Raw genomic sequence first — 17437 nt, forward strand, 5'->3', positions numbered from 1 at the left:
GGAGGATCGGAATGACCGCATCCATACCAAAACATGAACATTCATCCGCGCCTCAAGCGGTTTATCTGCATATACCCTTTTGCACGAATAAATGCTTTTACTGTGATTTTAACTCTTATGTGCTTAAGGACCAGCCGGTTATGGAATACCTGTATGCACTGGAACGGGAGATGGAAAATACGGTTAAGCTTCACCCCCCAGGAGAAATCAAAACGATTTTTGTCGGGGGCGGAACGCCAACCACGCTCAATCCGAAGGAAATGGAATATTTCCTGAAAAGTGTTCGAACCTACTTCCCGAACTGGTCGGAGGATATCGAATTTTCCATGGAAGCCAATCCGGGTACAACCGATTATGAAAAACTCTCCGTGATGAAAGAGGGCGGTGTCAACCGACTCAGCTTCGGAGTGCAGGCTTTTCAGAATGAGCTGCTTACAGGTATTGGTCGCATTCATAATACAGATGATGTATATCGTAGTCTGGAAAATGCACGTAAGGTCGGATTGGACAATCTGTCGATTGACCTGATGTTCGGCTTGCCGAACCAAACCGTGGACATGCTGAATGAGAGCGTCAGTAGAGCGCTGGAGCTGGAGCTCCCTCATTACTCTATCTATAGCTTAAAGGTTGAAGAAAATACGCTCTTCCACACGCTATACCAGAAAAATCAGCTTCCACTTCCACATGAGGATGATGAATTGGAAATGTACTTGCTTCTCATGCGCCGTATGAAAGAAGCGGGTTATGAGCAGTACGAGATTAGCAATTTTGCGAAACCTGGTTTGGGCAGTAAGCACAATATGACCTATTGGCGTAATGAGGACTATTACGGTCTCGGCGCCGGCGCGCATGGATATGTTGGCAGAGAACGTCATATGAACATTAAAGGCATTACTCCATATGTAGAGGCTACCCGTAACGGTCTGCCCCGTCTGGACAGCTTTGAGGTGCCAGCAGCAGAGGCGATGGAGGACTTTCTTATGGTTGGCCTGAGAATGTTGGAGGGCGTATCCAAGTCCCGCTTTGAAGCTCAATTTGATCAGGCGCTGGAAGATACGTTCACAGTCCCTCTCGGGAAAATGCTGAATGCGGGGTTGATCGAAGCAGTCGAGGATGGTTACCGTCTGAGCGAACGCGGTATTTTATTCGGAAATGATGTATTTGCAGAGTTCATCGGTTCTATTACGGTAAATTCATAGGTCCATAAATTCATAAGGATAAGCTTCAATACAGCACGTTTCAACTTCGCAAGCTGGAGCGATCTATTGATAACATCATTCTGTCACAGCAGGGTAAATGGAGTATTGCGATTCTATGCGTAATGTTGTATATTTATTCATTATATGCGGCAAGCGGCAGGGGGAGAGCAAGATGGCTTCAGTGTGTAAAGATGTATTGTGCAGAAGTGCGGTTCCTGAAGATGTGGAGCCTTTATATCAAATGATTAGCGGCTATGCGGAGCGAGGGATTATGCTGCCACGTTCAAGGGAAGTACTTACGCGCCAACTGGAGCTGTTTATTGTTGCAGAAGTGGACGGCGAAGTCGTGGGTTGTGGTTCTTTATGCAAACTGGGCGCTGATTTGGTAGAGATTCGCTCCCTTGGCATCTCTGAGGGATATAAAGGAATGGGCATTGGCTCCAAGCTCGTAGAGGGCCTTATAATAGAAGCAAGGCGACAACGTATCCCTAAAATTATGGCTTTGACCTATGAGGTCTCCTTTTTTATAAAAAACGGTTTTGATGTCGTAAACAAAGAGATTTTCCCTGAAAAGGTATGGACCGATTGCATTCACTGTAGCAAACAAAATAACTGCGATGAAATCGCAGTGCTGAAAATACTGAACTAACCTGTAAGCAATGAGGTTAGTTCTTTTTTTCGTTAGGTCGTAATGGTGCTGTACAAGCGAAGCGGTCGCTTTAAAAGCTTTCCGTAGGAAAGCTCGCTTCGGAAGCATCACTTCCCCGGATTTCTACCTTACCAAAGGTTTTATTCAAGAAATCTGGGGGCGGTGGCGATGGGAAGCACCATCCGGCTGCGTAGTGGCACAATAAGAAACTTTAAAGTTCGGCTTATATAATTGAAAATACTGATCTGACTTGACAATGATCAGGTCCGTTTGGTATTTTTGTATTAATGGTTAGCACTCATCGCGAACGAGTGCTAATGATTCCATTTTACAATCAGGCTATTATGGATAACAATAAGGGGGGATTCACTTGTTAACCGAACGTCAGAGACTCATTTTGAATGCAATTATTGATGACTACATTCGTTCGGCTGAGCCAGTGGGTTCCCGCAGCATATCCAAAAGGCAGGATGTCGGATTCAGCCCCGCCACGATCCGCAACGAAATGTCGGATTTGGAGGAACAGGGCTATCTGGAGCAACCCCACACTTCTGCGGGACGCATCCCGTCTCATAAAGGCTATCGTTATTATGTGGACCATCTGGTGCCACTGAATACACTGAAGCCTGTGGAAATGCGGGAACTCAAAGCCTTTTACGCCGAAAAGCTGAATGTAATGGAGCAAGTGATCCAGCATGCGTCCGGCATTTTGTCTCATATGACCAATTATACTTCCATCCTGCTTGGGCCGGAGGTTTTTCATACTTCATTGCGTCACTTTCAGCTATTGCCGCTCAACGAAACGACGGCTGTGGCGATTATTGTGACCAATACCGGTCAGGTGGAGAATAAGACGGTGGATATTCCGCCGGGAATTTCGATTTCCGAGATGGAGAAAGTTGTGAATTTACTGAACAGCAAGCTGGTCGGTGTGCCGATTTATCAGCTTAAATCACGTCTTTACACTGCGCTTGGTCAGGAAATGGAGAAGCATGTGTCTCATTTTGAGGACGCTATGAAGGTACTGGATAAAGCACTGGATAATGAATCAGATCAGCGCCTGTATTTGAGTGGTGCCACGAACATGCTCAATCAGCCTGAATTTAAAGATGTAGAAAAGGTTAAACATATTCTTGATCTGCTGGAGGAAACACCAACGCTGCTTAAACTGATGACACCTGTTCCCGGAGCGCCTGAAATGCAGGTGCGCATCGGTACGGAAAATGATCATGAGGCGTTTGCCAATTGCAGTCTGATCACCGCTACGTATGCGATAGATGGGGAAGCGTTGGGTACCATAGGTATACTGGGTCCGACGCGGATGGAGTATGCGAGAGTGATTAACATTCTGGATATTCTATCTAAGGATTTGACCGTAATGCTTACGCAGCGGTTTAAATAGAACAAGAATGCGCAGTTTATAGTTCCACATGTTCCGTGCTCGGAAACGTTTTGTATCCTGCGCGGATGTATTGCTGCGTGTTTTTGTAAGGGTAGTTACAACTTGAAGGAGGTGAAACATTTTGAAGGAAGAACAAGCGTTCCAAGAAGAAAAACAACAAAATGTAAGCACAGAGGAAGCTACCGAGACGATCCAGGAGCAGGAAGAGCCGGTGAATGAAGCGGCAGCAATGGAAGCCCAGGAAGAAGACACAGAGGTGGCAAAGCTTCGTGCAGAGGCTGAGGAGCATCAACAGCGGTTTTTGCGCGCACAGGCGGATTTTGACAATTTCCGTCGCCGCACGTTAAAAGAGAAAGAAGAACTCGCTAAGTATGCGTCTATGAAGCTGGTCACCGAGCTGGTACCTGTTCTCGATAACTTCGAGCGTGCGCTGGCAACAGCACAGCAGGGAGCAGAGACTGAGTCGTTCGCCAAGGGTGTAGAGATGATTTTCCGCCAGTTTGAGGGTGTGCTTCAGGCTGAGGGAGTGACGGCCATGAATTCAGTGGGTCAACCGTTTAATCCTGATTTCCATCAGGCCATTATGCAGGTGGAAAGCGAAGAGCATGAGGAAGGCATCGTCGTTGAAGAGGTGCAAAAAGGATACATGCTGAAGGACAAGGTACTTCGTCCAGCCATGGTAAAAGTAAGCATGTAGCTTTTTCAATATACATTTAGCAGCACATGAATTGAAATTCAACCATTCTGGCCTGCGGGCCTCGTATATACAGAAGGAGGAATTATCCGATGAGTAAAGTAATCGGTATTGACTTAGGTACAACCAACTCTTGTGTGGCTGTTATGGAGGGCGGCGAAGCCGTCGTTATTCCAAATCCGGAAGGCGCGCGCACAACCCCTTCCGTTGTTGGTTTCAAAAAAGATGGAGAACGTACTGTAGGGGAAACGGCAAAACGCCAAGCGATTACGAACCCGGATCGTACAATCATTTCAATCAAACGCCATATGGGTACAAACCATAAAGAAAGCATTGATGGCAAGGAGTACTCCCCACAGGAAATCTCCGCTATGATTTTGCAAAAGCTGAAATCCGATGCTGAAGCTTATCTGGGCCAAACAGTAACTCAAGCCGTTATTACGGTTCCGGCTTACTTCAATGACAGCCAACGTCAAGCAACCAAGGATGCAGGTAAAATCGCGGGTCTGGAAGTTCTGCGGATCGTCAACGAGCCGACAGCAGCTGCCTTGGCATACGGTATGGAAAAATCCGAAGACCAAACGATCCTCGTATATGACCTGGGTGGCGGTACATTTGACGTATCCATTCTGGAGCTGGGCGATGGTTTCTTCGAAGTTAAAGCAACAAGCGGTGATAACAAGCTGGGCGGCGATGACTTTGACCAAGTGATCATTGATTACCTCGTAAATGAGTTCAAAAAAGATCAAGGTATCGACTTGAGTAAAGATAAAGCAGCTGTACAACGTCTGAAAGACGCAGCGGAAAAAGCGAAAAAAGAGCTGTCCGGAGTACTGACTACGACGATTTCCCTGCCGTTCATCACAGTCGTTGACGGCGTTCCACAGCATTTGGAGTTGAACCTGACTCGCGCGAAATTTGAAGAGCTGTCTGAAGGTCTGGTAGAACGTACTTTGGGACCTACTCGTCAAGCGATGAAAGATGCAGGCATGAGTGCAAGCGACATCGACAAAATCGTTCTGGTTGGCGGTTCCACGCGGATTCCGGCTGTACAGGAAGCAATTAAGAAACTGACAGGCAAAGAGCCTCATAAAGGCGTAAACCCTGATGAAGTAGTAGCTTTGGGTGCGGCAGTTCAAGCGGGCGTATTGACAGGTGATGTGAAAGACGTCGTTCTTCTCGACGTAACCCCACTGTCCCTGGGTATTGAAACCGCAGGTGGTGTATTCACTAAAATGATCGAGCGTAACACAACGATTCCTACAAGCAAATCGCAGGTATTCTCGACGTATGCCGACAACCAGCCTAGCGTAGAAATTCATGTGCTGCAAGGTGAACGTGAAATGGCAGCAGGCAACAAAACGTTGGGTCGCTTCCAACTGGGAGATATTCCTCCAGCACCACGTGGCGTACCGCAAATCGAAGTTACCTTTGATCTGGATGCGAACGGTATCGTGAATGTATCTGCTACGGATAAAGGGACTGGCAAGAGCCAAAAAATTACGATCACATCTTCCAGCGGCTTGAGCGACGAGGAAGTAGAACGTATGATGAAGGATGCCGAATTGCATGCGGAAGAAGATAAAAAACGCAAGGATTTGGTAGAAGCGAAAAACGCTGCGGACCAACTGATCTACTCCGTAGACAAAACGATTAAAGATCTGGGCGAAAAAGCAGATGCAGCTGAAGTCGAAAAGGCAAATGCAGCTAAAGAAAATCTGCAAAAAACGCTGGAAACCGACAACCTGGAAGACATCAAAAAGGCTACTGAAGAGCTGACTGAAATTGTTCAGCAATTGTCTGTAAAACTGTACGAGCAAGCTGCTCAAGCGGCACAGGCTGAAGAAGCCCAAAATGGCGCAGCAGACAGCAAAGGCCGCGACAATGTCGTTGACGCAGATTATGAAATCGTTAATGAAGACGAGAAGAAAAACTAAGCTACGGATCGGGAGTGGCATTACAGTACACCGGTGCGTTATAATACACTGAATAGTATCTAGCAGCGTAGCTGCCTTGATAAATAACGATAAGACTGTAGAGTAACCGTTATTTTCAGGATAAATAAGCATATTACGGGTTGTACTGCCTTGAAATGATGGGAAGGTCAAAGCCGGGTCATCCCGTGCCTTTGGCTTTCCTTTTATATGTAGTGCAGACGCGTTGTAGGCATGGGGGTGGAACATTGGCTGATAAGCGTGATTATTATGAGGTGCTGGGCGTCGCGAAGGGCGCTTCGGATGAAGAAGTCAAAAAGGCTTACCGTAAGCTTGCGCGTCAGTATCATCCGGACGTGAACAAGGCTGCGGACGCGGAAAGCAAATTTAAAGAAGTGAAAGAGGCCTATGACGTTCTCAGCGATGGTCAGAAGCGGGCAAGATATGACCAATACGGTCATGTAGACCCGAACCAGGGCATGGGAGGCGGCTTCGGTGGAGCCGACTTCGGTGGCGGGTTTGGCGATATTTTTGATATGTTTTTTGGTGGTGGCGGCAACGGTCGGCGTGACCCGAATGCACCACAACGTGGGAATGATCTCCAATATACGATGACGATCGAATTCAAGGAAGCGGTGTTCGGTAAGGAAACCGACATTCATATTGGACGTACGGAAACATGTGATACGTGTCACGGTACGGGAGCCAAAGCGGGCACCAAGCCACAAACCTGCTCCGTCTGCCACGGTAGCGGACAGGAAGAAGTGGTGCAGAATACACCATTTGGTCGTATGGTTAATCGTCGGGCTTGCTCCAATTGCGGCGGTGCAGGAAAGATCATTAAGGAAAAATGTACAACTTGTAGCGGTTCTGGCCGTGTGCGCAAGCAGCGTAAAATTCATATCCGTATTCCAGCGGGGGTGGATGATGGCTCGCAAATGCGTATCAACGGTGAGGGCGAAGGCGGTATCAACGGAGGACCGGCAGGTGACCTGTACGTCGTGTTCCGTGTGAAGTCGCATGACTTCTTCGAGCGCGAGGGAGACGACATCTACTGTGAAATTCCGCTGACGTTCTCGCAGGCGGCACTGGGAGATGAAATTGAAATTCCGACGCTGACCGAGAAAGTGAAGCTGAAAGTTCCAGCGGGTACGCAAACGGGCACCTATTTCCGTCTTAAAGGCAAAGGTGTGCCGAAGCTGCGTGGTGTAGGTCAGGGTGACCAGCATATTAAGGTGGTTGTAGTAACACCTAGCAAGCTGAGTGAGGAGCAAAAGGACCTCCTGCGTCAATTCTCTGCGCTTAGCGGAGAGCAGACACACGAAAATGAGCAATCCTTTTTTGACCGTGTGAAGCGTGCCTTCCGAGGCGACTAATCCAAGGAAAGAATCGCGGAGCTTCAACCATGAATCAGAGGGGACTATTCCGCAATTGCGGGGTAGTTCCATTTTTTATTCTGGATTTACGTAAACACATACATAACCATTTTTGTATAAGCGTACTGAGCTATTGGCGCTTAATCTTAAGTAGAAAGGGGTGAGTCTCATCGCAATTTCACAGCTAAAGCTGCGTCGGGGGAAACCGCAAATAAAACTCAGAAGGTTGATTACACTGCTGGTTTGTCTCGTTATGGCACTTGTACTTTTACCAGTAACACTCTTGTTTGCGGACAGAGTTGAGCATGAAACCGAAATGGGGCTGGAGGAAAAGGCCATGTCCATCGCACGTACACTCGCTCACACACCTATTATTGTTGAACAATTGCAACAACCCGGTTCGTCTTCCTCCTTGCAGGAGTATGTGCGGAAGGTTTCATCTGCTAATCATGTTCAGTTTATCGTCGTTATGGACATGAAGGGCATTCGTAAAACGCACCCGGATGCCAGGATGATCGGCAAAGCCTTTGTTGGAGGAGACGAATATACTGCACTTCATGGTCATGAGAGTGTATCTGTTGCGAAGGGAACATTGGGCCTGTCCATGCGCGCCTTTTCTCCCGTGTTCAGCTCGACAGGGAAGCGACTGGGAGCGATTGCCGTCGGTATATCCATGCAAGATGTACTGAGAGCCAAGGAAGGCAACTACCGCCTTATTGCTATCGCCATTGGTGTCGGAATGTTAATCGGCACCGGAGGGGCTGTTGTGCTGGCCCGTAAAATCAAAAATATGCTGGTCGGTCTGGAACCGCCGGAAATCGCACGCTTGCTGGAGGAGCGCAGTGCTATGCTGCAGTCCATTAAGGAAGGTGTCATTGCGGTGGATGAATCCGGACGTGTCATGTTAATGAATGCAGAAGCGATTCGTTTGCTAAGGCAAGCGGGAATTGAAGATTTTTCATCCACTGGACAGGAAATTACCGCTTATTTATCCGCTTTCCGATTGCAAGAGGTCTTGGAGGCAAGCACTCTGCAGATGGATGAGGAAATAGAGCTGGGGGGAATCACTTTTCTTACTACCAGTGTTCCGATACGCGTAAAAGGGGAAATCGTGGGAGCGATTGTAACCTTTCGGGATAAAACGGAGATGAAGCAGCTGGCCGAGCGTTTGACAGGGGTGTCTCTGTATACGGAGGCACTGCGTGCACAAGCCCACGAATTTATGAACAAGCTGCATGTTATTATGGGGATGGTACATCTGCGAATGTACGATAAATTGGAGCATTACATTATGGATGCCGTTGAGCATCATCAGGTGGAGATTGGCTCCATTACCCGGCAGATTAAGGACCCTGTTATGGCGGGTTTTGTGCTGGGGAAATTAAGCCGGGCCAGAGAGGTCGGGGTGAGTTTTGAACTGACTCCGGGGAGCTATTTGCCCGAATCGGGTCAAACCCAAACGATTCATGAGTTGATTACGATTCTTGGTAATTTGTTTGATAATGCAGTGGAGGCGATGGAATCTCTCCAGTATAAGCGGATTACCCTTTCGCTTTATTATGATAAACATCAGAAGAACGGATGTCTGACCTGTATCATGAGTGACAATGGTCCAGGTATACCGGAAGAGCTCGTAAAGACGGTATTTGAAAAAGGCTTTTCGACCAAGGGAGAGTCGCGGGGAATGGGGCTTTATCTGGTGGCGCAAAGCGTGAAAAGATTACAGGGTAGTGTAGAGCTGATTCCAGCCGAGCAAGGGTGCTGTTTTGAGATTACGATCCCATATATGACGAGGAATGATGAACATGATTAATGTCCTGATTGTAGAAGATGATCCGATGGTTGCCGAATTTAACCGCAAATATATGGAGCAGGTAGAGGGTTTTCAATGTAAAGGCTGGGCTTCTTCTGTAGAAGAGGCCAAGAAATTTTTGGCTGAGCAGGCCGTTGATCTGGTTTTACTAGATGTGTATATGCAGGAAAGCAACGGCCTGGATTTGCTGTCATTCATACGGGAGGCAGGAGTGAATGTGGATGTCATTGTGATCTCGGCTGCAAGTGACATGAACAGTGTCAAGAAAGCGATGAATTTCGGCGCGGTGGATTATTTGATTAAGCCGTTCCACTTTAATCGCTTTCTGGAGGCACTTACGGGTTATCGGGAGCATATCAGCATCGTGCGTGAAAGCAGTTTGCTTTCACAGGAGGAACTGGACCGTCTTTTATATCATAAAAGCTCTACTAAGGACTTGGCCCGATTGCCCAAAGGGGTAACCAAGTCAACGCTGGCCATGATATGGAATTGTATCAGGCAGCATGAAGCGACGCTATTTTCAACCGAGGACATTGCAGAAAGTGCAGGGATATCCAGAGTGTCTATGCGCAAATACCTGACTTTTTTGACGGAGATTGAGGTGCTTGCCATGGAAACGATTTATGGTACGATCGGACGACCTGTGTACCAATATCGTATTTTGCCACAGGCAGAAGAAATCATGGCCGGTTATGATTTAGGCTCCCTTTGATTACTTTAATTACAAAAGTGCATTATTAGTTTTAAAACCAAATAAAGCGTTTTCCAAGGTGTACAATGAAATCATGATCATCGTTCGTTACTACGAGACCTGATCATGGTTCTTAACACAAGGAGGGAGCTTTATGGAAAATGCAACAAACCAGGGTGTCATTCAAAAGGAACAAAAATGGCATAAAAATCCTGTAGAAGCAATCAAGATGCTAGGCAAGATAAAACTCGGGGTGATTCCACTCCCGCTTTACCTCGTGATCGCGCTGGTTATATACTTGGCTGCGGTTACACAAAAACTTCCGAACGATATGTTGGGCGGATTCGCCGTCATCATGATTTTAGGCATACTGTTCAGTGAACTGGGGTTCAAACTTCCGTTGCTCAAGCATATTGGCGGTCCGGCCATTTTGTCACTCATGGTTCCATCGTTGATGGTATTCTGGAATATGTTCAGTCCGTCCGCGATGGATGCTGTACACACGCTTATGAAGACTTCGAATTTCCTTTATTTCTATATCGCTTGCCTGGTAACCGGCAGTATTCTTGGTATGGATCGCAAAATGTTGATTAACGGGATCGTGAAAATTTTTGCCCCTATCATCATTGGTTCTATTGCAGCCGTTGCGGTTGGCATGGTCGTAGGAATGGCTTTTGGCTACAGTGCCTACCATACGTTCTTTTATATCATTATTCCGATTATCTCCGGTGGGATTGGGGAAGGAATTTTGCCTTTGTCCATTTCGTATGGATTGGTCCTGGGCAAAGATTCGGCGATATTCGTATCCCAGTTTATCCCTGCTGCCATCATCGGGAACATCGTTGCAATTATAGGGGCGGGTGTTCTTAAGAGATTAGCAGAGAAGAAACCGAGTACTTCTGGTAACGGGAAGTTGTTGAAACTCGATGAAGAGAAGAAGTTATCTCCTGCAAGTTTGGAGCAACCTATTTCTTTTCCACTGATGGGTGGTGGATTGCTATTAGCCTGTACCTTCTTTATCGTAGGCAAGCTGCTGGAGCCGTATCTTCATATTCCAGGCCCGATTCTGATGATTTTGGCAGCGGCGATCATCAAATGTGTTCAAGTCATGCCGAATCAGCTGGAAACAGGAGCTTTTCATCTGTACAAATTCATTACGGCAAGCCTGACGTGGCCATTGATGGTAGGTCTGGGGATTTTATATGTGCCTCTGGATAGTGTGGTTGGGATTTTGACGATTCCTTATGCCATTACCTGTGCATCTGTCGTGGTTGCACTGATTGTTACTGGGTATTTTACCGGAAAATGGATTAACATGTACCCGGTAGAAGCTGCAATCGTGACCAGTTGTCGTGGCGGATTGGGAGGTACGGGGGATGTGGCCATCTTGTCTGCATCGAATCGGATGGAACTGATGCCTTTCGCACAAATTGCAACTCGTATCGGCGGGGCAGCCACGGTCATTTTAGCAACTTTGTTACTCAAATTATGGAGCTAACGAGTTTTATCTCTAAGCATAGAAATCATAGCTTAAAAATACAGACCTGAAAGGATGGAGAGAAATATGAGTAGTTTATTGGATGAAATCAGAGAATTACACGCAGGTGGCAAAATGGAGACCTTACCGAAAAAGCCGATCGAGTCGATGGAAGGGTTATCTAAAGTTTACACGCCGGGTGTGGCGGAAATTTGCATGGAAATTGCGAACGACCCGGCCAAAGCGTACCAGCTCACAATCAAAAAAAATACAGTAGCCGTCGTCTCGGACGGAACAGCGGTGCTTGGATTAGGAGATATCGGCCCGGAGGCCGCGATGCCTGTGATGGAGGGTAAGGCGGTGCTGTTTAAACAGTTTGCAGGCGTCGATGCTTTTCCAATCTGTCTCAATACGAAGGACCCTGATGAAATTATTCAAATCGTCAAAATGATTTCTCCTGCTTTTGGAGGCATTAATCTGGAGGATATCTCTTCACCACGCTGTTTTGAGATCGAGAGACGATTGAAAGAGGAACTGGACATTCCGGTATTTCATGATGATCAGCACGGTACGGCAGTCGTCGTATTAGCTGGCCTGGTCAATGCACTGAAGGTATGCGGCAAGAAAATGGAGGATGTCAAAGTTGTATTTGCAGGTATCGGTGCGGCTGGTATGGCTTGCTCTCGTATGCTGCTCAAGGCAGGTGTGCGCAATCTGATTGGCGTTGATCGACAAGGAGCCATTCATCGTGGAGTGGAATACAGCAACCCGCATTGGACAGAGTATGCCAATATGACCAATCCCCAAAATCTGAGTGGTAGTTTATCCGAGGTGATTGTGGGAGCTGATGTTTTCATCGGTGTGTCAGGCCCGGATTTATTGACTGTGGAGGATATTCAGAGCATGGCCGCTGATCCTATCGTTTTTGCCATGGCGAATCCTAAGCCCGAGATTGACCCGGCTTTAGCAGCGCCGCACGTACGTGTATTGGCCACAGGCCGCTCCGATTTTCCAAATCAGATTAATAATGTGCTGTGCTTCCCGGGAATTTTCCGGGGTGCACTGGACTGCCATGCCACGACGATTAATGAAGAAATGAAACTGGCTGCCGGGCTTGCCATTGCGGATGCGATCAGTCCCGAAGAGCTAAGTGAAACTTATATCATACCTAATGTGTTTAATCCAAAGGTGGTGCAAAAGGTTCGGGAAGCTGTCATTCGCGCTGCTTGGGAGACGGGGGTAGCCAAGGCAGGAGAGATGCCCGCCGCTGTCCTGCATCCGGAAAAGTCATAATCTTTACAAACTATAATCCCAGCATTCCGCCTACTAAATTCGGTACTGTCCGTTCCGTCTCTGTGGAGAATATAAATTCGTGCCAATGAGCAGGATATAGCAAAGCGCAACTGTATAGTTCTTGAACAAAAGTTGCGCTCAATCTCACACAGGGAGTTTTTGGGGATGGGTGAAAAAAATATTTTGGCGTATTTTAAAAGTCCTGAGGAAGCACAGGGAGCCGCTAGAAAACTGGAAGCTCTTCGGGTAGCGGATGTGTCGATAGACCGATTTAGCCGATATCCGCGACAGTCCACTGGCAACGCTGGATTACCTGTATTTTCAGGACAAATTAGCAGCTTGTCTTCACTAACGCAGGGAGTGGATTTTACAGATGCAACTCCAGCGATACTGGCTGCGGCTGATCCATCCGCCAGCGGCATGAGCGATGGGGGACAGGGTGGACCGACTGGCCACGATATTTTGTTGACTGCTGTGGTTGATGAGTCCATTCATCATCAGGCGATGTCCATTGTGGAGCAAGCGGGTGGAATGCTGTGAGAAGTTTGGAAGGAGCTGTGACAGATGCCAACAAACAAACGATACGATAAAGTGCTGACCAAAACGGAGAAAATCAAGCGTGCGCAATCTGCCAAAAACGAGGATGTTGAGTTCTCGGCAGAGCAGGCAGATGCTCAGGATTTGGAAGCGATTCGGCGGAGCGAAGCAGCTGATCGTCGTCAGGAGCGTATCATAAACGACAGCGAGTAGAATTTAAAAGGGCGGGTTATCTCCATCAATAGGTCGATTGTGGGATAGCCCGTCTTATTTGTGTTTTTCTCTTTTTTCACCCGCCAGTACTACAAAAACATTTTGAACACCGTTGATTCTAGCTTTTTTGAACTCCTATGCATGTATATAGTACAATGTAATGTATGCACGTGAAATGAGGAGGAAATGAAAACCATGCTGTGGAATGAAATAACAATACATACAAGTGAAGAAGCCGTCGAAATGATTTCGAATTTTCTGCACGAAGCAGGTGCGGGAGGGGTTTCCATTGAAGAATCCGGTTCGCTCAACAAACCGCGGGATACGTCTTACGGGCAGTGGTATGATCGCCCTCTGAACGACATTCCTGAAGGACAAGCGATCATCAAGGGCTATTTTGCCGAAGAAGTGGACATGGACAGCATACGTTCACAAATTGAGCCGCGTGTTGAACAATTAAGAACCTTCGATATTGACCCTGGTGAGGTAAAGTATGAGCTGAAAACGGTCAATGAGGATGACTGGGCAAATGCCTGGAAGCAATATTTCAAGCCTTTACGTGTATCGGATCGTTTAACGATCAAACCGACTTGGGAGGACTATGAGCCTGCAAGTGAGGATGAAAAAATCATTGAGCTGGACCCTGGTATGGCCTTTGGCACTGGGACGCATCCTACGACATCACTTTGCCTGAGAACACTGGAATCTGTGATTAAGGGTGGAGAGGAAGTCATTGATGTCGGTACTGGCTCCGGTATTTTGGCCATTGGGGCTGTAAAACTGGGGGCGAAGCATGTGCTTGCCCTGGACTTGGACCCGGTAGCGGTATCAAGCGCGCGAGAAAATACGCGTCTGAATGGACTGGAAGAGCGCATTACTATTAAGGAGAGCGATTTGCTGTCCGTGCTCAATGCAAGCGATCCAACGCTGGGTATTCAGCTGCCGGTTAAGCTGGTGGTTGCCAATATTTTAGCCGAGATTATTTTGCTGTTCATTGATGATGTCTATAAGGCTCTGGAGCCAGGCGGTACTTATATTGCTTCAGGGATTTGGAAGAACAAAGAAGAGGTTGTCGAAACTGCGTTAAAGGCAGCTGGCTTTGAAATTGCCGAAATACGCCGCGATGAAGATTGGCTGGCGTTTGTGGCGAGAAAGAGGTAAGTATGGATTTTTTACAAAGTATTTTTCGCGTAAATTTAAATGTTCTTCCATTTTATTTACTGGCTGTGATTATATCCTTTACGGTGCATGAGTTTGCACATGCGTATTATGCCAATAAATTTGGTGATCCCACAGCCAAGCTGCTTGGGCGCGTGACTTTAAATCCAGCTGTGCATATTGATTTGCTGGGTACGCTGTTGCTGCTGATCGGGGGCTTTGGCTGGGCCAAGCCTGTTCCGGTTAACCGTGACAATTTCAACCGTCCGCGCCTCATGGGCATTATTGTTTCAGCTGCTGGTCCGCTGAGTAACCTGCTGCTTGCATTTGTCACTACATTGATCTATGCCATGCTGCTTCATTTTCAAGTGCTGCCGGGCATGGAGAACCAGCGGGTAGCTCAGGCGATTTATCTGTTTATCAATGCACTGATCAATTTGAATCTGTTTTTGTTTATCTTCAACTTGATCCCACTGCCTCCGCTGGATGGGTACCGGATTGTGGAGGATGTGGCTCCAACTCCTGTGCGCCGCAAGCTTCAGCAGTTTGAACAGTGGTCCATCTTTATTTTTCTGCTTATACTGGTCATTCCGCAGGTGCGGGCTGTAACGATTGAACCTCTTTACACGCTGGCCCAAGTGATATATATACAGTTTTTGCAGTTCTCTTTTTACATCACCGGATTATTTGGAGCCTAAGGGCTCCTTTTTTGCGAGAACAGATAAATATTAAGTCAATGGAAAAGGGAACAGGCTGGTCATACAGGCGCAAAAGATGATATGATGGTGTTTAGTTATTTTTAGAATAGGTGTGAGAGACAATGCAGCGTTATTTTATTCCGGCAGAGCAATTTCTGGAAGATCACGTGATTGTTGCGGGCGAGGATGCGCGGCATATCGCTAAAGTCATGCGCGGCCGCAGCGGTGACAAAATTATAGTCAGTGACGGGGTATCCAGAGAAGCGCTAGCTGCGCTGGATACGATTGAGCAGGATCATGTTACGGCGACGATCGTCGAGCTGCTGGAGATGACCTCTGAACCGCATGTGCAGGTCACCATAGCCCAAAGTCTTCCTAAAGGAGACAAGATGGAGACGGTGATGCAAAAATGTACAGAAATCGGAGCAGCGGGCTTTATACCGTTTTTGTCCGAGCGTACAGTCGTGCAGTATGATGCCAAAAAAGAAGGCAAGCGATTGGAGCGCTGGCGCAAGATTGTGAAGGAAGCGGCTGAGCAAAGCCATCGTAATCGGATTCCCGAAATTAGCGCACCCATGACGTGGAAAGAGCTGCTGGCTTCTTTTGCGGGGTATGATTTGATATGCTATTGTTATGAAAAAGAGCAGGGGCGGCAGCTACGGGATGTGATCCAGCCTTTGGCAGGACCATGGGCGTCGGCAGATAAGCCGCGTGTTCTGCTGGTGGTGGGCCCGGAAGGCGGCTTCACTGAAGCGGAAAGCCTGGAGGCCGAGCAGGCCGGGGCTCAGTCTACAGGGCTGGGAAGACGTATTTTGCGTGCAGAGACCGCAGGTATGGCTGCATTGGCGTGCATTTTATATGAGACAGGAGAAATGGGAGGGATTTAATATGCCATCAGTGGCATTTTACACCTTGGGCTGTAAAGTAAACTTTTATGATACGGAAGCAATCTGGCAGCTATTCAAAAAAGAAGGCTATGAGCAGGTGGATTTTGATGAGCAGACTGCTGATGTTTATTTGATTAATACATGTACGGTTACGAATACTGGTGATAAAAAGAGCCGTCAGATTATTCGTCGCGCGATTCGCCGAAATCCAGATGCTATTGTGGCAGTAACGGGCTGCTATGCTCAAACTTCTCCTGCTGAAATTATGGATATTCCCGGTGTCGATCTCGTAATTGGTACACAGGATCGGGACAAGATTATTCCGTTTGTGAAGGAGATTCAAGAGTCACGTCAACCGGTGAATGCCGTGCGTAATATTATGAAGACTCGTGTGTTTGAGGAAATGGATGTGCCTGATTTTGCTCACCATACCCGTGCGTTTTTGAAAATTCAGGATGGCTGCAATAACTTCTGTACCTTCTGCATCATCCCGTGGTCGCGCGGTCTATCCCGTAGCCGTGATGCCGCGAGCATTATCGCACAGGCGCGTCAGTTGGTGCATGCGGGCTATAAGGAAATTGTACTCACAGGTATTCATACTGGCGGCTATGGTGACGATATGGAAAATTATGACCTGTCCGATCTGTTGTGGGATTTGGAGAAGGTGGAAGGGCTGGAACGCATTCGTATCAGCTCGATTGAAGCCAGCCAGATCGATGAAAAAATGCTTGATGTGCTGAAACGCTCCAACAAGCTGGTTCGTCATTTTCACATACCGCTTCAGGCAGGAGACGACACCGTGCTGAAACGGATGCGCCGCAAGTACACGACAGAAGAATTTTATAACAAGATGTTTATGATTCGAAAAGCAATGCCGGATGTGGCGATTACAACAGATGTGATTGTCGGATTCCCCGGGGAAACGGACGAAATGTTCCGCAACGGCTATGAGCTGATGAAAAAAATCAATTTCTCAGAAATGCACGTATTCCCGTATTCCAAGCGCACTGGAACGCCTGCGGCACGTATGGAGGATCAGGTCGACGAGGACGTGAAAAATGCACGTGTGCATGAGCTGATTGAACTGTCAGAGCAAATGCAGCTGGCGTATGCTGAGAAGTTTGTAGGTCAGGTGCTGGAGGTCATTCCGGAAGTTGCGCCGAAAGGGACCGAAGGTAGTGGCATACTCTATGGTTATAGTGACAATTACATTCAACTGGTATTTGAAGGTACTGAAGATCTGGTCGGCAAGGTGTGCCAAGTGAAGCTGACGAAGGCGGGCATTAATGAAAGTGAAGGTCAATTGGTTCGCGTACTGGAGAATGGACTGCAAACAGCTCTTTAAGAGTGTAAAAAGCCTGAACAGGCAATAGCGATGGTCAACAAGGATTTCGCCTTTCCTTACAGAGAGGACGG

Annotated in this window: 16 protein-coding genes; all 16 read left to right on the top strand. The window is 47.4% G+C overall.

The annotated features are described in order from the left end of the window. The first annotated feature begins 11 nt into the window (after positions 1 to 11). The 16 genes from hemW to mtaB all read left to right on the top strand — a co-directional run bounded on the left by hemW (position 12) and on the right by mtaB (position 17366). Positions 12 to 1199, top strand: coding sequence for a radical SAM family heme chaperone HemW (hemW, locus tag B4V02_RS08290; protein ID WP_094154441.1), 1188 nt, complete (start codon positions 12 to 14; stop codon positions 1197 to 1199). Positions 1200 to 1371: 172 nt separating this feature from the next. Next, positions 1372 to 1848, top strand: coding sequence for an N-acetyltransferase (locus B4V02_RS08295; RefSeq protein WP_007431279.1), 477 nt, complete (start codon positions 1372 to 1374; stop codon positions 1846 to 1848). 370 nt (positions 1849 to 2218) lie between these two features. Further along, the gene (gene hrcA, locus B4V02_RS08300) at positions 2219 to 3250 is read left to right on the top strand and encodes a heat-inducible transcriptional repressor HrcA (RefSeq protein ID WP_007431277.1); all 1032 of its coding nucleotides are present in this window, start codon (positions 2219 to 2221) and stop codon (positions 3248 to 3250) included. 121 nt (positions 3251 to 3371) lie between these two features. Next, complete coding sequence (gene grpE, locus B4V02_RS08305; protein ID WP_094154442.1) at positions 3372 to 3947, top strand: nucleotide exchange factor GrpE; 576 nt, start codon at positions 3372 to 3374, stop codon at positions 3945 to 3947. Between the two features lie 89 nt (positions 3948 to 4036). Next, positions 4037 to 5881 (top strand): molecular chaperone DnaK, encoded by a 1845-nt coding sequence (dnaK, locus tag B4V02_RS08310; protein ID WP_007431275.1) that lies wholly within the window; start codon positions 4037 to 4039, stop codon positions 5879 to 5881. 245 nt (positions 5882 to 6126) lie between these two features. Beyond that, on the top strand, positions 6127 to 7254 hold the full coding sequence (gene dnaJ / locus B4V02_RS08315; RefSeq protein ID WP_094154443.1) for a molecular chaperone DnaJ: 1128 nt from the start codon (positions 6127 to 6129) through the stop codon (positions 7252 to 7254). Between the two features lie 160 nt (positions 7255 to 7414). Continuing rightward, positions 7415 to 9067 carry a DcuS/MalK family sensor histidine kinase gene (gene dcuS, locus B4V02_RS08320; protein ID WP_094154444.1) on the top strand — a complete coding sequence of 551 codons (1653 nt, stop codon included), beginning with the start codon at positions 7415 to 7417 and terminating at the stop codon, positions 9065 to 9067. Then, positions 9060 to 9779: a two-component system response regulator DcuR gene (gene dcuR / locus B4V02_RS08325; protein ID WP_007431272.1), complete on the top strand. Its 720-nt coding sequence runs from the start codon at positions 9060 to 9062 to the stop codon at positions 9777 to 9779. Before dcuS ends, dcuR begins: the two co-directional genes overlap by 8 nt. 133 nt (positions 9780 to 9912) lie before the next feature. Then, positions 9913 to 11256 carry a 2-hydroxycarboxylate transporter family protein gene (locus tag B4V02_RS08330; protein WP_007431271.1) on the top strand — a complete coding sequence of 448 codons (1344 nt, stop codon included), beginning with the start codon at positions 9913 to 9915 and terminating at the stop codon, positions 11254 to 11256. Positions 11257 to 11322: 66 nt separating this feature from the next. After that, a complete protein-coding gene (locus tag B4V02_RS08335) occupies positions 11323 to 12528 on the top strand; it encodes an NAD(P)-dependent malic enzyme (RefSeq protein WP_094154445.1) in 1206 nt (401 codons plus the stop codon). 165 nt (positions 12529 to 12693) lie between these two features. After that, positions 12694 to 13068, top strand: coding sequence for a hypothetical protein (locus tag B4V02_RS08340; protein WP_007431269.1), 375 nt, complete (start codon positions 12694 to 12696; stop codon positions 13066 to 13068). A gap of 24 nt (positions 13069 to 13092) precedes the next feature. Beyond that, positions 13093 to 13278 carry a YfhD family protein gene (locus B4V02_RS08345; protein ID WP_007431268.1) on the top strand — a complete coding sequence of 62 codons (186 nt, stop codon included), beginning with the start codon at positions 13093 to 13095 and terminating at the stop codon, positions 13276 to 13278. 195 nt (positions 13279 to 13473) lie between these two features. After that, positions 13474 to 14439: a 50S ribosomal protein L11 methyltransferase gene (prmA, locus tag B4V02_RS08350; protein WP_094154446.1), complete on the top strand. Its 966-nt coding sequence runs from the start codon at positions 13474 to 13476 to the stop codon at positions 14437 to 14439. 2 nt (positions 14440 to 14441) lie between these two features. Continuing rightward, complete coding sequence (locus B4V02_RS08355; RefSeq protein WP_094154447.1) at positions 14442 to 15134, top strand: site-2 protease family protein; 693 nt, start codon at positions 14442 to 14444, stop codon at positions 15132 to 15134. A gap of 122 nt (positions 15135 to 15256) precedes the next feature. Beyond that, a complete protein-coding gene (locus B4V02_RS08360) occupies positions 15257 to 16021 on the top strand; it encodes a 16S rRNA (uracil(1498)-N(3))-methyltransferase (RefSeq protein WP_094154448.1) in 765 nt (254 codons plus the stop codon). A gap of 1 nt (position 16022) precedes the next feature. Continuing rightward, on the top strand, positions 16023 to 17366 hold the full coding sequence (mtaB, locus tag B4V02_RS08365; protein WP_094154449.1) for a tRNA (N(6)-L-threonylcarbamoyladenosine(37)-C(2))-methylthiotransferase MtaB: 1344 nt from the start codon (positions 16023 to 16025) through the stop codon (positions 17364 to 17366). Positions 17367 to 17437 lie beyond the last annotated feature (71 nt).

Source organism: Paenibacillus kribbensis (assembly GCF_002240415.1).
Taxonomy (GTDB): domain Bacteria; phylum Bacillota; class Bacilli; order Paenibacillales; family Paenibacillaceae; genus Paenibacillus; species Paenibacillus kribbensis.

What these genes read in the sequence shown, in the direction of transcription:
- dnaK (WP_007431275.1), top strand. Translation starts at nt 4,037, where the DNA reads ATGAGTAAAGTAATCGGTATTGACTTAGGTACAACCAACTCTTGTGTG.
- dcuR (WP_007431272.1), top strand. Translation starts at nt 9,060, where the DNA reads ATGATTAATGTCCTGATTGTAGAAGATGATCCGATGGTTGCCGAATTT.
- B4V02_RS08335 (WP_094154445.1), top strand. Translation starts at nt 11,323, where the DNA reads ATGAGTAGTTTATTGGATGAAATCAGAGAATTACACGCAGGTGGCAAA.
- mtaB (WP_094154449.1), top strand. Translation starts at nt 16,023, where the DNA reads ATGCCATCAGTGGCATTTTACACCTTGGGCTGTAAAGTAAACTTTTAT.
- B4V02_RS08360 (WP_094154448.1), top strand. Translation starts at nt 15,257, where the DNA reads ATGCAGCGTTATTTTATTCCGGCAGAGCAATTTCTGGAAGATCACGTG.
- B4V02_RS08330 (WP_007431271.1), top strand. Translation starts at nt 9,913, where the DNA reads ATGGAAAATGCAACAAACCAGGGTGTCATTCAAAAGGAACAAAAATGG.
- B4V02_RS08340 (WP_007431269.1), top strand. Translation starts at nt 12,694, where the DNA reads ATGGGTGAAAAAAATATTTTGGCGTATTTTAAAAGTCCTGAGGAAGCA.
- hemW (WP_094154441.1), top strand. Translation starts at nt 12, where the DNA reads ATGACCGCATCCATACCAAAACATGAACATTCATCCGCGCCTCAAGCG.
- B4V02_RS08295 (WP_007431279.1), top strand. Translation starts at nt 1,372, where the DNA reads ATGGCTTCAGTGTGTAAAGATGTATTGTGCAGAAGTGCGGTTCCTGAA.
- prmA (WP_094154446.1), top strand. Translation starts at nt 13,474, where the DNA reads ATGCTGTGGAATGAAATAACAATACATACAAGTGAAGAAGCCGTCGAA.
- B4V02_RS08345 (WP_007431268.1), top strand. Translation starts at nt 13,093, where the DNA reads ATGCCAACAAACAAACGATACGATAAAGTGCTGACCAAAACGGAGAAA.
- B4V02_RS08355 (WP_094154447.1), top strand. Translation starts at nt 14,442, where the DNA reads ATGGATTTTTTACAAAGTATTTTTCGCGTAAATTTAAATGTTCTTCCA.